We start from the raw sequence: 14,260 nt of genomic DNA on the forward strand, positions 1-14,260 counted from the left end.
CTTGGGAGTAAAGGGGGGGACCGCTTCCACTGCGGGCTGGCGCGTTCTTTCCGGGCTGGAAACGCCTCTGGTAGCCTGCGCGCGCCGGTCCCGTCGAAGGAACCCCATGAAAGTCTCCTGCCCGTCTTGCCAGACGAATTACAATATCGATGACAAGCGGATCCCCCCGGGTGGCGCGAAGCTCAAGTGCGCCCGGTGCCAGACCACCTTCCCCATCAGACCGGAGGGAGTGAGCGCAGCGGCCCCTGCCGCGCCTGCTCCGTTGGGCGCCGCCATTCCGTTGCCGGGCCTGGCCTCGGCCGGACCGAGCGCCGCCGCGATTCCTCTTCCTGGCGCGGCTGCCTCGGGCGCCATCGCGATTCCCCTCCCCGGCGCGGCGCCCTCCATCGCCCTGGGACACGAAGCCATTCCGCTCCCTGGCGCGGCGGCTCCGCGGTCCAACGACTTCGGCTACGACACGGGCGCGATTCCGCTGCCCGGCGCGGCGCCGCAAGTCGACGACGGCTTCGGCTATGACGCCGGCGCGATTCCGCTCCCGGGCTCGGCGCCGCAGCTCGACGACGGCTTCGGCTATGACGCCGGCGCGATTCCCCTCCCCGGCTCGGCGCCGCAGCTCGACGACGGCTTTGGCTACGACGGGGGCGCGATTCCCCTCCCCGGTGCCGCGCCGCAATCCGACGACTTCGGCTTCGACCCGAGCGCGGGCGGCGAAGCCATTCCCCTGCCTGGCGCGGTGATGCCGTTCGACTCGGGGGCCATTCCGCTTCCGGGCGTCGCCTCGTCGTCCGGGGCCATTCCGCTTCCGGGCGCGGTGGATCCATTCAGCGGGGGCTTCGACGACGTGGAGCCTCCCGTCCGGCAGGACCGGGACGTGACGCGCGTCGTGGCCATTCCGATGCCCAACGCAGCGTTCCGCGAGGCCGGCCGGCCCGCGGCGCCGCCCGAGCCCAAGTCCAACCGCGACTTCGACTTCTCCGACGACACGCTGGCGCCGCCGGTGGACCTGGCGCTGGGCCCCGTCGACATGCCCGACGTGACGGGCACCGCTCGCGACTTCGACTTCTCCGACGACTCGCTGCCCGTGCCCGCGCAGCCCCAGGCGGAGGCGGACCCCTTCGCCTTCGACGTCGAGACGCCGAGCGGCGAGGCCACCGCCTTCGCGCTGCCGCCCACGCCGAGCCCCGCCCAGCCTGCCTATGCGGTGGAGGATGACCCCTTCGCCCTGCCCCCTCCTCCCGAGTACGCGCAGCAGCCGTCGATGACGGATGACCCGTTCGCGATGGCACCCCCTCCGGTGGACGCGGACCCCTTCGCCCTGCCTCCGCCGCCCGCGTACGCGCAAGCGCCGATGACGGAGGACCCGTTCGCGCTGCCGCCTTCGCCCTCGGGGGACCCGTCCTTCGACTTCGCCGAGCTGCCCGTGCCCGCGGGCGAGGATCCGTTCGCGCTGCCGCCGCCTCCCACGGGCGGAGGGATGGACTTCTCGGACCTGCCGTCGCCCGCCGCGCAGTCGATGGACTTCTCGGACCTGCCGTCGCCCGCCGCGCAGTCCCAGGACCTGTCGTTCGACTTCGCCGCCCCGCCCACGCCCGCGTTCAACGCGGACTTCGGCTCGGCGCCGGTGCCGGACTTCAGCCTCGACTTCGCGGAGCCGCCCCCTCCCGCCGCCCCGCCGCCGCCCGCGTCCTTCAACCCCTCGGTGGACTTCGGCGACGTGGACTTCGGGATGCCCCCAGGGCCCGCCCCGTCCTCGGGCGTCCCGGACTCGCTCGAGTTCGACCCCACCGCGCGGCCCGGTGACGACCTGGAAGCGGACCTCTCCGACCCGCTGCCGCCCCCGCCCAACGCGGGCCCGGCGGACGGCCTGGAGATGCTGTCCTTCATCGACGACGCCGCCAGCCGCGACACGGGACAGGCCAGCGCGAAGGTGCGCCGCTTCCACGTCCGTCGCCGCTCCGGCAAGGTGTTCGGTCCCTTCGACGAGGGCGTCGTCGTCAAGATGCTGGAGGACGGGCAGTTGCTCGGCAACGAGGACGTCTCGCTCGACTCCGAGCAGTGGTCGGCCATCGGCACCATCCCCACCTTCGCCTCCGCCATCCAGCGGCTGATGGAGGGCCCGTCCAAGGTGGTGGCCACCGCGCCCGTCGCCGCCGCATCGGACACGGAGGCCCCTCGCGCCGACCCGGGCGGGACGCAGGCGAACATGCGTCGCCTGGAGCAGCTCTACGAAGGCCGCATGGCCGCGGTCTCCGTCGTGGACCGCAGCGGCGCCGACGCGAAGATAAAGAAGCGCATCCCCATGTTCATCGCCGCCGGCGTGGCGGTGCTGCTCTTGGGCATCGGCGTGGGCACGGAGTTCGGCACGCGCTACGGCGCCTTCGGTCGTCGGGCCATCTTCCCCGCGCGCGTCTCGGACGGCTCGCCTCAGGCACAGCTCGTGAGCCAGGCCCAGCAGGCGCTCCTCCAGGACACCTTCGCCAGCTACAAGCAGGCGCACACCCTCTCCGCGCAGGCGCTCCAGGAGAAGGAGTACCCGGCGGTGCGCTCGCTGTGGTGCCAGTCCGTCTACTACCTGCAGCGCAAGTACGCCGCGGCCGAGATGGCGGACATGAGCCGCTGCCGTGACGCGATGCCGGACATCGCGCTGCTGGGCGAGAAGGACGTCGACGTCATCAAGACCGCCGCGTCGCTCGCGCTCACCTCCCGGCAGGCGGACGCCGCGCTGGCGCCGCTCCTGGACGCCTACAGCCGGGAGGCGAACCAGGGTGACCTGGAGCTGGCCTTCCTCGTCGCCGAGGCCCAGGCGATGAAGCGCGACCCGAACAGCGCCATCGAGACGCTGAAGAAGGTGCTCGCCGCGGACCCCAAGTCCGCCAAGGCCCACCACGCGCTGGGCAACCTGCATCAGGCCGCGGGCCGCGCCGACGAGGCCGCTTCTTCGTACGCCGCCGCGCTCGAGGCGGACCGCAAACACGCCGCCTCCGCCGTGGAGCTGGCCGCCGTGCAGCTCCTGGTGCGCAAGGACGCCGAGAAGGGCACCCAGTCCATCGACGAGGCCCTGGCCGAGGACGTCCAGTCCGCGCTCGGTCCGGCGGAGCTGGCGCGTGCCCGGGGACTCAAGGGCGTGGCGCTCTTCCACCAGCACAAGCCCAAGGAGGCCGAGGCGGAGCTGAAGTCCGCCATGGAGAAGGACCCCCAGTCCGACTTCCTCAAGGCGCAGCTGGCCCACGTGCTGCGCGCCCAGCGCAACTACGAGGGAGCCCTGCCGCTGTACACGACGCTGGCGTCCGAGGAGAGCGACAACCTGGAGTACGCCGACGGCCACATCACCTCGCTGGTGATGACCGGGAAGATGCAAGCGGCCCTGGAGGCCGTGCAGAAGGCCAGCGGGCAGTTCCCCAACGAGGCCCGCATCGCCTACCTCTACGGCCGCATCGAGGACGCGCTGGACAAGCTCTCCGAGGCGGAGGGCCACTACAAGCGCGCCATCGCCGCGGACACGAACCTGGTGGAGGCCAACCTCTACCTGGGCCGCTTCTACCTGCGTCAGCGCCGCAACGCGGAGGCCCGCACCCAGCTGGAGCAGGCCGCCACCAAGGCCCCGGACCTCGCGGGCGTGCGCGCCGGTCTGGGCGAGCTGGCCCTGGCGGAGAACAACGCGCTGCTGGGCCAGCAGGAGTTCGAGCGCGCCGTGCAGCTCGACCCCAACCTCGCCGACGCCCACCTGGGCCTGTCGCGCGTGGCGCTGCTCAACAGTGATTTGGAGAAGGCGCAGACGGAGGCCAACCGTGCCCTGGAGCTGGATCCGCACCTCTTGAAGGACGGCCGGCTGCAGCGCGGCATCGTCCTGTGGCGCCTGGGCAAGCTGGACGAGGCCGTGGCCGAGCTGGAGAAGGCCAAGGCCGAGGACCCCCGCTCCACCACGATTCCCATCACCCTGGGCGCCGTGCTGCTGGAGCGCGGAGAGCTGCCCGCCGCGGAGAGCAACCTGGGCCTGGCGCTCAGCAACGAGCCCTCCAACCACGAGGCGCTCTACTACCTGGGGCTGGTGAAGGCGAAGCGGCTGGAGTTCACCCAGGCCATGGATGCCATGCGCAAGGCCGTGGAGCGCGCCCCCAAGCGCCCCGACTACCACTACGCCTACGGCGTCATCCTCCGCGACGCGAAGAACCTGCCGGACGCCATGCGCGAGTGGAACACCGCCGTGGACCTGGATCCGGCCAACGCGGACGCGCATGAGGCGCTCGGCCACGCCCACCTGGAGAACGGCGAGTTCGACGAGGCCATCTCCTCCTTCGAGGACAGCCTCAAGGCGGATCCGCGCCGCACCCGCGTGCTCGGCTCCATCGGCGACGCGTACTTCAACGCCGCCCGCTGGAACGACGCCATCAAGCGCTACCAGACGGCCCTCAAGGCGGACGCGAAGCTGGCGCACGTCTACTACAAGGTCGCCCGCGCCTTCACCGAGCAGGCCCAGCACGCCAAGGCCATCGACTGGTACCGCAAGGCCTCCACTGTCGAGCCGGAGAACCCGATGACCTACTACTATCTGGGCTTCGCCTATAAGGAGAAGGGCAAGCGCCGGGAAGCCGTGCAGGCCTTCAAGGACTACCTCGTGAAGAAGCCGGACGCGACGGACAAGAAGGACATCGAGGAAGAGATCTACGACCTGCAGAACTAGCCGACAGCCGACAGCCGGCCGTCCTTCCAGGGATGGCCGGCGTCAGGCGGTTTGGGCCTGGGGCGTCCGCCCTTGAGCACCCCGGGCGCGAGGAGTCTTGCTGACGCCCACCGAGGGTGACTACAAGGCGTCCCCCATGCTGGACCTCCGGAACGTTGCGCAGAACTTCGATGTGGTCGTCGCTCGCCTGAAGACGCGGGGCGGCAACCTGGATCTCGGCCCCTTCCAGGCGCTGTTCTCCGAGCGCGGGAAGCTGTTCGCCTCCATGGAGGCGCTGGCCGCGCGCCGCAACGCCGCCAACGAGGAGATGAAGAAGAAGGCGAAGGAGGACCCCCAGGCGCTGGACGCGCTGCGCGGCGACCTTCGCGCCGTCTCCCAGGACATCAAGGACAAGCAGAACCGCCTCAAGGAGGTGGAGGAGGAGATCGACCACATCCTCCTGCTCATCCCCAACTTGCCGCACGAGTCCGTGCCCGTGGGCACCAGCGCGGACGAGAACGTCCAGGTGAAGAGCTGGGGTGAGAAGCCGAACCTGCCCTTCACGCCGAAGCAGCACTTCGAGCTGGGGGAGAAGCTGGGCATGCTCGACTTCGAGCGCGCCGCGAAGGTCTCCGGCAGCCGCTTCACCTTCTACAAGGGCGCCCTGGCCAGACTGGAGCGCGCGCTCGTCACGTTCATGATCGATGTGCACACCCAGAAGGGCTACACGGAGCTGCTGCCGCCCTACCTGGTGCTGCGCGAGACGATGATGGGCACGGGCCAGCTGCCCAAGTTCGAGGACGACGCCTTCAAGACGCTGGGCGACCCCGAGCGCTTCCTCATCCCCACGGCGGAAGTGCCCGTCACCAACTACCACGCGGACGAAATCCTCGAGGGCGAGTCGCTGCCCATCCGCTACTGCGCCTTCAGCCCGTGCTTCCGCGCGGAGGCCGGCGCCGCCGGCAAGGACACCCGCGGCCTCATCCGCCAGCACCAGTTCCACAAGGTGGAGATGGTGAAGTTCGCCCAGCCCGACAAGAGCCTGGAGGAGCTGGAGTCCATGACGGACGACGCGTGCGACATCCTGCGCCGCCTGGGCCTGCACCACCGGGTGATGCTGCTGTGCACCGGCGACATGGGCTTCGCGGCCCGCAAGACGTACGACATCGAGGTCTGGCTGCCGGGGCAGAACGCGTACCGGGAGATTTCGTCCTGCTCGGACTGCGGCGACTTCCAGTCCCGCCGGGCGAAGATTCGCTTCAGGGCCCAGAAGGGGGACAAGCCGCAGCTCGTCCACACCCTGAACGGCAGCGGGCTCGCCGTGGGCCGCACGTCCATCGCCATCCTGGAGAACTACCAGCGGGACGACGGCACCGTGGCCATCCCGGAAGTGCTCTGGCCCTACATGGGCGGCGTGAAGGAACTCAAGCCGCTCTAGAACTGTGATCATCCGCTTGCAACGGGCGCGGAATGAGGTAGAAGGGCGGCCCCACGGTCGACGTCGGTCCGAGGGACACCGCCGGCTGAAGTTGTTGTATGGAGGCGTGGCCGAGCGGTTGAAGGCAGCGGTCTTGAAAACCGCAGAGGGTGCAAGCCCTCCGTAGGTTCGAATCCTACCGCCTCCGAATTTGCGCTTGAGTTTTGTGGTTCTTTGACAGAGAAGAGTTGGAGAGATGGCCGAGAGGCTGAAGGCACAGGTTTGCTAAACCTGCATACTCGAAAGGGTATCGAGGGTTCGAATCCCTCTCTCTCCGCCACCTGTTTGTCGTAGTAGTGCGTGAAGATTTTGCTCCCTTAGCTCAGCTGGATAGAGCGTCGGACTACGAATCCGAAGGCCGGAGGTTCGAATCCTCCAGGGAGCGCTTCCTTCTTTTCACGCCGTCTCCATGAGTGACGACGAAGCTTTCATGCAGCAGGCGCTCGCGCTCGCGCGGGAAGCCGCGACACTTGGAGAGGTCCCCGTCGGTGCGGTAGCGGTCCATGATGGAAACATCATTGGAACGGGCTTCAACCGCCGCGAAGTGGACCGCAATCCCCTCGCCCATGCGGAGGTTCTCGCACTGGATGCTGCTCGCAGGCATCTGGGCGTCTGGCGGATGACGGGCGTCACGCTGTACGTGACGTTGGAACCGTGCGCGATGTGCGCCGGTGCGCTGGTGCAGTCCCGGGTGACGCGCCTCGTTTTCGGCGCCATGGACCCGAAGGCAGGTGCGGTCGGTTCTCTCTACAATCTGGCCGAAGAGCCCCGTCACAACCACCGGCTCCAGGTCACGAGTGGTATCCTGGCGGAAGACAGCCGGAGTCTTCTAAAGTCGTTCTTCGGGCGCTTGCGCGCGAAGCGACGCGACAATTGAATACTTGGAGAGCTGGCCGAGTGGTCGAAGGCACCTGACTCGAAATCAGGCATACCGGTAACGGTATCGTAGGTTCGAATCCTACGCTCTCCGCTCCAGACTTTTTGGAGAGGTGGCCGAGCGGTTGAAGGCGCACGCCTGGAACGCGTGTATATCTGAAAGGGTATCGTGGGTTCGAATCCCACCCTCTCCGTAGTTGTTGTTTCAGCAGTCGATGTCTACATTTTTTGTGGTCGGGACAACGTGGGGGCGCGAACCCCGCCAGGTCCGGAAGGAAGCAACGGTAGCGATCTACCGCGTGTGTCCCGGCCGTTCTGAAGAGCCAGTCTCCCGTTTCGGGGGTCTGGCTCTTCTCCTTTGCGGGCTACGGCACGGCAGGGAACGACGGGCACCCTGCTCGCGCCCTCCCCTGCCGGGCCACTGAGTCAGGCTCAGTCGCGGACGAGCAGCGTCTCGCGGCCGATGCGCTGGGCGATTCGGAAGCCCGCCGCCTGGATTTCAGGCAGGGCCCGGTCCTCGAAGGTGACGACGCGGTTGAAGCGCCGCTCGCGCATGCCCTGCTGGAAGGCGCCGTCTTGGGGCCAGTCGCAGGTGAGCCAGGGAATCTGCTGGCCCAGGTAGAAGAAGCCGCCGGAGCCCCACAGCCCCTCATTGACGATGACCAGCCCCGTCGCGCCCCCCATGCGGGTCGCCGCGACGATGGCTCGGAACTGGTCCGCGCGGAGATCATTGGGCGGGAAGAAGTACGCGGAGGCGAGCCCCGAGCCCAGCGCCACGGTGGCCAGTCCCCAGCGCAGCGCGCCATGGGCTCGTGAGGTGATGAAGCCCGCGACGACGGGGGCCGCCGCGAGCAGTCCCAGCACGAGCGCCGGGTAGAGGAAGCGCTCCTCCTTGTGGGCGGTGGCCAGGAGCACGGCCAGGTAGATGACCGCGCACGTGAGCGGCAGGGACACACTGGCTTTGCGCTTCAGGGCCCAGAGGCCGAGCGGCACGGCGGCCCAGCCCCAGAGGGGCACCGCCGTCAGCAAGGGGAGCGCATAGAAGCGCGGGGCCGCCGAGCCGAAGCGGGCCGCCGCCTCGCCGGACAGGACGTTGAAGCGGACGTACTTGAAGAACGAGTGGAAGGGGCTGCCCCAGGTGAGGTGGTCCAGCAGGCCCAGCCCCGCGGCGACCGCGAGTCCCCCCAGACAGGTGAAGGCCAGGAGCCTCCAGCGTCGAGCGGCCATCAGCCACAGGAGCGCCGCGACGACGCAGATGGCGGACGGGTAGCGCGTGACGACGGCCAGGCCCAAGGCCACGCCACCGACGAGGCCCGCCCTGCCCTCTCGCTCGCGCCGGTCCAGCGCCTCCAGGGCCACCACGAGGAAGGACGTGGAGAAGGACTCCGCCAGCGTGCGTCCGGCGAAGACGAGCACCGGCCCGTAGAGGCCCAGCAGCAGGACGGCCAGCCAGCCGCCCATGGGGCCGGCTCGACGGGCGGCGAAGCGGTAGGCGGCCCACAGGCTCCACGCATGCAGGGCGAGCTGAGGGAGGGCCACCACCGCGCGGTAGCCCTGCGGGTCGGTGATACCGAGCACCCCCGCCAGCTTGAGGAAGCCCGCCAGCACCCCAGGTACAGCCCAGTTGCGGATGCCATCGCGCCACTCCCACGCCAGCACGCCGTAGCCATGGACGCGCCAGTAGGCGGGCTCCAGCGCTTGATACACCTCGTCGGGATGGATGCGGCCCAGTTGCGTCACGGCGACGATGGCGGGCAGGAGCGCCACCCCAGCGAGGGACAGCCAGGTGAGGAGTGCGTGCTTCCGAGCCTCGGGACGAGGTGCGTCGACCGGCGGGTTCTCGAGCGACACGGGGGCGGTGGGTGCGTCGGGCAGGGGTGCGGACACGGGCGTCGAGGACTCTCCCCGGCCCCGCGCCCGGGTGCAAGCCAGGTGATGTTTGTCCGGCAGGCCCTCGCTCGGGTAGGAACGCGGTTCCCTGAGGAGGAAGACACATGCCGGACGTCATCGTGGTGGGAGCGGGACATAACGGGCTCGTGACAGCGGCGATGCTCGCGCGCCGGGGCCTGTCGGTCACCGTCCTGGAGGACAAGGACGTCATCGGCGGAGCCTGCCGCACGGAGTACCCGTTCAAGAGCGCGCCGGGGCTCGGCGTGTCCACGGGCGCGTACCTCCTGGGCCTGATGCCGCCGGAGCTGCTGCGCGAGTTGGAGCTGGACCTGCCCCTCAAGCGGAGGGACCCGCACTACTTCCTGCCCACCACGGGCAAGCGATATCTGTTGTTCGGCTCCGACGAGCGCGAGCTGAAGCGCCAGTTCCTGGAGTTCTTCTCCCAGGAGGACTGGGAGGCCAACCAGGCGATGAACGAGGAGCTGGGCGCGCTGCGCGATGACCTGGCCCCCTCGTGGCTCCTGCCGCCGCTCTCCATCGAGGAGACCGCCGAGCGCTACATCCGTCCCGCGCTGAGGCAGAACTTCATCCGGTTGTGTCAGGGCTCGGCGCGCCAGTACCTAGAGCGCTTCCGCTTCAAGTCCGACTTCGTGAAGGCGATGTACGCGGTGACTGACGCGTTCTCCGGACTGGACGGCGGCTATGACACGCCGGGGACGGGCATGAACCTGCTCGTCCACAACATGTGCCGGCTGCCCGGCAGCGGCGGCACGTGGATGATTGTCGGCGGCGGCATGGGCACCGTCACCCAGGCAATCGCCAACGTCGCGCGCAAGTACGGCGCCACCATCCGCACGGGCGCGAAGGTGACCTCGGTCCGCGTGGACGCGGGCGTGGTGAAGGGCGTGGTGCTGGAGAATGGCGAGGAGCTGAGCGCCAACGTCGTCATCTCCAATGGAGACCCGTTCCGCACGCTGAAGCTGGTGGACTCGGCGGCGCTTCCGGCGGACTACCGCGCGAAGGTGAACGCGATGGCGGTGCCGGGCACCACGCTCAAGGTGAACCTGTGCCTGAAGGAGCTGCCCACCTTCACCTGTCTGCCCCAGGACCGGGGCCAGTTCGGTCCCACCATCCACCTGCTGCCGCAGGAGGACGACGTGCTCGGGGCGCTGGAGCGTTCGTACCGCGAGACGCAGGCGGGCAAGCTTTCCGAGTTCCCCTCCATCGAGTGGTACATCCACACCACGGTGGACCCCACGCTGCGCGACGCCGAGGGACATCACAACTCCGCCCTCTTCGTGGAGTGGGTTCCCTACAAGCTCGAAGGCACCACGTGGGAGAAGGAGGAGTCGAAGTACGTGCAGCACCTCTTGTCCATCTGCGACCGCTTCGCCCCGGGCACCAGTGACAAGGTGCAGGAGTACTTCGCCCTCACGCCTCCGAAAATCGAGAGCCACTTCGGAATCACGGGCGGCCACATCCACCATGTAGACAACAAGCGGGGCTTCACCGACCGGCTGCCCTACGAGACGCCGGTGCAGGGGCTCTACTTCTGTGGCGCGGGCTGTCACCCCGCCGGCAGTGTCATTGGCGCGGCAGGGCACAACGCGGCGGGCGTGGTGCTCAAGGCCCTGGGACGCTGAGTCCCAGCGCCTGGAGATGGATCCTCCGCGCCATCGTGTTTAGATGAAGGCCCCCATGAGCTACCTCGTCCTCGCGCGTAAATGGCGCCCGCAGAAGTTCGATGACATGACCGGACAGGAGCACGTCGTCCGGACCATCGCGAACGCCATCAAGATGGACCGGGTCGCTCATGCGTACCTGTTCTGCGGCCCTCGTGGTGTCGGCAAGACGACGGCCGCTCGACTGCTCGCCAAGGCCCTCAACTGTGACAAGGGGCCCACGGCGACTCCGTGTGGCGAGTGCCGGGCGTGCATCGAAATCGCCAACGGCACCAGCGTGGACGTGGCGGAGATCGACGGTGCGTCCAACAACGGCGTGGAGAACGTCCGCGAGATTCGCGAGAACGCGAAGTACCTGCCACAGCGAGACAGGCACAAGATCTACATCATCGACGAGGTCCACATGCTGTCGGGAGCGGCGTTCAACGCGCTGCTCAAGACGCTGGAGGAGCCACCTGGTCACGTGAAGTTCATCTTCGCGACGACGGAGGCGCACAAGCTCCCGGACACGATTCTCTCGCGCTGCCAGCGCCACAACTTCCGCCGCATCTCCGCGGCGCGGATGCTCCAGCGGCTCCAGGAGATCTGCAAGGCGGAGGGCGCGGGCATCTCGGACCGCTCTCTGTCGCTCATCGTGCGTCAGTCCGAGGGTGGCATGCGCGACGCGCTGAGCCTCCTGGACCAGGTGCTCGCCTCGTGCGGTGCCAGTCCCACGGATGAAGAAGTCGCCGAGGCCCTGGGCGCCATCGACCGGACGATGGTGCAGGACTTCGCCGAGGCGCTGGTGCGCAAGGACGCCAGGCGCATGCTCGAGCGCGTGGAGGAGGTCTTCAATCGCGGGCTCGACTTGAAGCGGCTCGCCGAAGAACTGGCGCTCCAGTTGCGCCACCTCTTCGTCACGAAGACGCTGGGCGAGGCGCCCGCCGAACTGGCCGAGTCCGAGCAGAAGGCGCTCATCGCGCTGGCGAAGGAAGCGGAGAGCGCGCAGCTCACCCGCCTGTTCGACGTGGTGCACGGCAGCGTCTGGGATGTGTCTCGCGCGGCACAGCCGAGGCTCGCGCTGGAGATGGCACTGCTGAAGGCCATCCAGTTGTCGCCGGGCGGTTCCATTCCGGAGCTGCTGGCGCGGGTGGACCGGCTCGCGGCCGGACTGCCCCAGGGCGAGGGTGCCAACAAGACCAATGCTGGAGCGCCAGGAGGTCGCTCCAGCTCCACGAACTTTCGCGCCTGAGCCTCGACCGGCTCCTCGTCCGGAAGTCCCCGCCCCGACGACTCCCGCCTGGGAGGCGCACGGTTCCGCTTCTGATTCCACTGAGTCGATAGCGCGTGCGCCCTTGGCGGCAGCCGCGCCCGCTCCAAGTGCGTCTGGGCCTCGCCCCACTGACGACTCTCGGACGGAGTCTGCACCGAGCTTCACCAGGTCCGCGCAGGGAGCACCTCGCGACGAGGAGGCAGGTCGATTCAGCGAGCACACCCAGGCTTCGCCAGCACCGCTCGGTGCTGGGCCTGCTCGATTCTCTGAGTCGATACAGGGTACCCAGGCGCCGTACCCGGAAGCAGCACCTCGCGACGTCAACACCGCTCGCTACCCCGAGTCCGCACAAGGTGCCCAGGCACCCTTCGCCCAAGGCTCTTCGCGCGACGTCAACGCCGCTCGCGCCCCCGAGTCCGCGCAAGGCACACAGGTGCCCTTCGCCCAGGGCTCTTCGCGCGACGTCAACGCCGCTCGCGCCCCCGAGTCCGCGCAAGGCACACAGGCGCCCTTCGCCCAGGCCTCTTCGCGCGACGTCAACGCCGCTCGCGCCCCCGAGTCCACACAAGGCACACAGGCGCCCTTCGCCCAGGCCTCTTCGCACGACGCAAACGCCGCTCGCGCCCCCGAGTCCGCACAGGCTCCGCAGGCATCGAACGTCCAGGCAGCACCGCGCGACTTCGGGTCCTCTCGCTACGACGAGTCGGACTACGTGGCCGAACCTCCGGATGACATCGAGCTGCCTCAGCACTCCGGAGCCTCGTCGGACACAGGGCCCTCGGGTGCCTGGAGTCCGCCTCCGTCCCCCACCGTCGCGCCCCCCGTCGCCGCCACCGGCCCGGTGTTTGCCGGCCTGCCGCCCTCCGCCGCGCGGCCCCTGTCCTTCTTGCGCAATGCCACCGGAGGACAGGCCAGCACGGAGGCCTCTCCTCGTCCCAGCGGCTTCGCGGTCGAGTCTCCCCTCCCCTCGGGCCCCGTCCTCGACGGACTCCCGCCTTCCGCCGCGCGGCCCCTGTCCTTTCTGCGCCAGGGCACCACTCCGCCGGCCTCCGTGGGGCCCGCACCTTCCGCGCCCGTGGCCTCGCCCGGACCTCACGCCGGAGCCACCCCGCTCTCCCGCACCACCGAGCCCGCGCCCAGCGTCCGCGTCGTCAACGTCCGCAAGCCAGAGGCTCCACCGGCCCCCCCTGAATCAGTGGCCGTCGACGACGAGGAGTCGCGCTTCTACCCGGAGGAGGCCTCCCCGGGCGGCTGTGCCTCCGGCGAATGCATCCCCGAGCCGGAGCCCGAGGCCCCCGCCGCCGAGTCCGAGCCCGAGCCGCCACCCATGATGGCCGCCGCGCCCGCACCGGTGGCCGCCCGAAGCCGCGACAACCCGAGCCTCCCGCTGATTGAGCGCTGGCGCGCCGCGGTGGAGAGCGTGAAGGCGTCCTCCCTCCGGCACGGCACCGCGCTCGCCAACGGCCGACTCGTGTCGATGAAGGCCGGGGAGATAGTCCTCGGCTTCCTTCCCTCCGCCGGCCTGCACCGCATGACGGTCACCGCCGCCGCGGGCAAGGCCGTCATCGACAAGCTCCTCGCCGAGCACTTCGGCCGGGCGGTGAAGCTGTCCTTCCAGGACGTGTCCGCCGACGACACGCGGGCCTCGCTCAGCATCGCCGAGCGTGACGCACAGAGCCGGGCCACCCATGAGAAGAACACCGAGAGCAAGGTGCGCAACCACGCCTCGGTCCGCGCCGTGCTCCTGCGGCTGGGTGGAGAAATCGAGCACATCCAGATCTACGAGCCCGAGCGCCCCTCCGCCGCCTCGCCCGCCGACGCTCCAATCGAAGCTCCCGACGACAGCGCCTGACTTTGTCCCCGCGCAACGGTAGGGTGCGCGCCACACTCCACGCCCGAGCGGACCCATGAAGGGTGCCGCTCCCCCGAGTACCGAGGAAGCACATGCCTGGCGTCGACCTGAACTACTTCATCCGGCAGGCGAACAAGCTGACGGAGAAGATTGAAGAGCGGAAGCAGAAGCTGGCCGATGAGACCGTCGAGGCCAAGGCTGGCGATGGCCGCGTCACTGTCGTGGCCAACGGCATCCAGGAGATCCGCAGCATCAAGATCGACAAGGAAGCCATCGACCCGAACGACACGTCGATGCTCGAGGACCTCATCACCGCCGCGGTGAATGCCGCCCTGGCGAGCAGCCGCCAGCACATGCAGAGCGAGCTGGCCAAAATCTCCGGCGGCATCAAGATCCCCGGCGTTACCTGAGACCGGATGACGCCCGATCCGCTGAACCGCCTTGTCGCCCAGCTCGCGAAGCTGCCGGGCATTGGCGAGAAGACAGCCCAGCGCCTCGCGTTCCACATCCTGCGCGCTCCCGGCGAATACGCCGCGGAGCTGTCGAAGGCCATCCGCGAAGTGAAGGAGAA

Annotated in this window: 8 protein-coding genes, 5 tRNA genes, 1 other RNA gene and 1 pseudogene; 14 read left to right on the forward strand and 1 reads right to left on the reverse strand. The window is 68.9% G+C overall.

The features are described from left to right. The first annotated feature begins 106 nt into the window (after positions 1-106). The 9 genes from ACN469_RS19710 to ffs all read left to right on the forward strand — a co-directional run bounded on the left by ACN469_RS19710 (position 107) and on the right by ffs (position 7,333). Positions 107-4,681, forward strand: a complete 4,575-nt coding sequence (locus ACN469_RS19710) for a tetratricopeptide repeat protein (RefSeq protein ID WP_498770143.1) — start codon at positions 107-109, stop codon at positions 4,679-4,681. A gap of 136 nt (positions 4,682-4,817) precedes the next feature. Beyond that, positions 4,818-6,098: a serine--tRNA ligase gene (serS, locus tag ACN469_RS19715; RefSeq protein WP_498770159.1), complete on the forward strand. Its 1,281-nt coding sequence runs from the start codon at positions 4,818-4,820 to the stop codon at positions 6,096-6,098. A gap of 100 nt (positions 6,099-6,198) precedes the next feature. Then, positions 6,199-6,285 (forward strand) — tRNA-Ser (locus tag ACN469_RS19720). 42 nt (positions 6,286-6,327) lie between these two features. Further along, positions 6,328-6,417: transfer RNA gene (locus ACN469_RS19725), tRNA-Ser, on the forward strand. Between the two features lie 31 nt (positions 6,418-6,448). Beyond that, positions 6,449-6,522: transfer RNA gene (locus ACN469_RS19730), tRNA-Arg, on the forward strand. Between the two features lie 24 nt (positions 6,523-6,546). Continuing rightward, positions 6,547-7,014, forward strand: a complete 468-nt coding sequence (tadA, locus tag ACN469_RS19735) for a tRNA adenosine(34) deaminase TadA (RefSeq protein WP_498770145.1) — start codon at positions 6,547-6,549, stop codon at positions 7,012-7,014. Positions 7,015-7,020: 6 nt separating this feature from the next. After that, positions 7,021-7,107: transfer RNA gene (locus ACN469_RS19740), tRNA-Ser, on the forward strand. A gap of 13 nt (positions 7,108-7,120) precedes the next feature. Further along, a tRNA-Ser gene (locus ACN469_RS19745) sits at positions 7,121-7,207 on the forward strand. Between the two features lie 33 nt (positions 7,208-7,240). Then, positions 7,241-7,333: signal recognition particle sRNA small type (ffs, locus tag ACN469_RS19750), an RNA gene on the forward strand. Between the two features lie 112 nt (positions 7,334-7,445). Here the strand turns inward: ffs and ACN469_RS19755 are convergent. After that, complete coding sequence (locus ACN469_RS19755; RefSeq protein ID WP_498770147.1) at positions 7,446-8,900, reverse strand: glycosyltransferase family 39 protein; 1,455 nt, start codon at positions 8,898-8,900, stop codon at positions 7,446-7,448. Positions 8,901-9,007: 107 nt separating this feature from the next. Between ACN469_RS19755 and ACN469_RS19760 the strand changes: the two genes are divergently transcribed. From ACN469_RS19760 to ACN469_RS19780, 5 genes and pseudogenes are all read left to right on the forward strand, one after another. Further along, positions 9,008-10,546: a phytoene desaturase family protein gene (locus tag ACN469_RS19760; protein ID WP_498770149.1), complete on the forward strand. Its 1,539-nt coding sequence runs from the start codon at positions 9,008-9,010 to the stop codon at positions 10,544-10,546. Between the two features lie 55 nt (positions 10,547-10,601). Further along, positions 10,602-11,816: a DNA polymerase III subunit gamma/tau gene (gene dnaX / locus ACN469_RS19765; RefSeq protein ID WP_498770151.1), complete on the forward strand. Its 1,215-nt coding sequence runs from the start codon at positions 10,602-10,604 to the stop codon at positions 11,814-11,816. Between the two features lie 454 nt (positions 11,817-12,270). Then, a complete protein-coding gene (locus ACN469_RS19770) occupies positions 12,271-13,689 on the forward strand; it encodes a DNA polymerase III subunit gamma/tau (protein WP_498770153.1) in 1,419 nt (472 codons plus the stop codon). A 92-nt stretch (positions 13,690-13,781) separates the two neighbouring features. Beyond that, a complete protein-coding gene (locus ACN469_RS19775) occupies positions 13,782-14,099 on the forward strand; it encodes a YbaB/EbfC family nucleoid-associated protein (RefSeq protein WP_163866760.1) in 318 nt (105 codons plus the stop codon). A gap of 6 nt (positions 14,100-14,105) precedes the next feature. Further along, a pseudogene (locus tag ACN469_RS19780) lies at positions 14,106-14,260 on the forward strand (recombination protein RecR); the annotation flags it as partial.

Origin of the sequence: Corallococcus terminator, assembly GCF_049194865.1 — a bacterium.
GTDB lineage: Bacteria > Myxococcota > Myxococcia > Myxococcales > Myxococcaceae > Myxococcus > Myxococcus terminator_A.

Excerpts from the sequence above, each read along its gene's own strand:
- ACN469_RS19710 (WP_498770143.1), top strand. The coding sequence starts at position 107 with ATGAAAGTCTCCTGCCCGTCTTGCCAGACGAATTACAATATCGATGAC.
- serS (WP_498770159.1), top strand. The coding sequence starts at position 4,818 with ATGCTGGACCTCCGGAACGTTGCGCAGAACTTCGATGTGGTCGTCGCT.
- tadA (WP_498770145.1), top strand. The coding sequence starts at position 6,547 with ATGAGTGACGACGAAGCTTTCATGCAGCAGGCGCTCGCGCTCGCGCGG.
- ACN469_RS19760 (WP_498770149.1), top strand. The coding sequence starts at position 9,008 with ATGCCGGACGTCATCGTGGTGGGAGCGGGACATAACGGGCTCGTGACA.
- dnaX (WP_498770151.1), top strand. The coding sequence starts at position 10,602 with ATGAGCTACCTCGTCCTCGCGCGTAAATGGCGCCCGCAGAAGTTCGAT.
- ACN469_RS19775 (WP_163866760.1), top strand. The coding sequence starts at position 13,782 with ATGCCTGGCGTCGACCTGAACTACTTCATCCGGCAGGCGAACAAGCTG.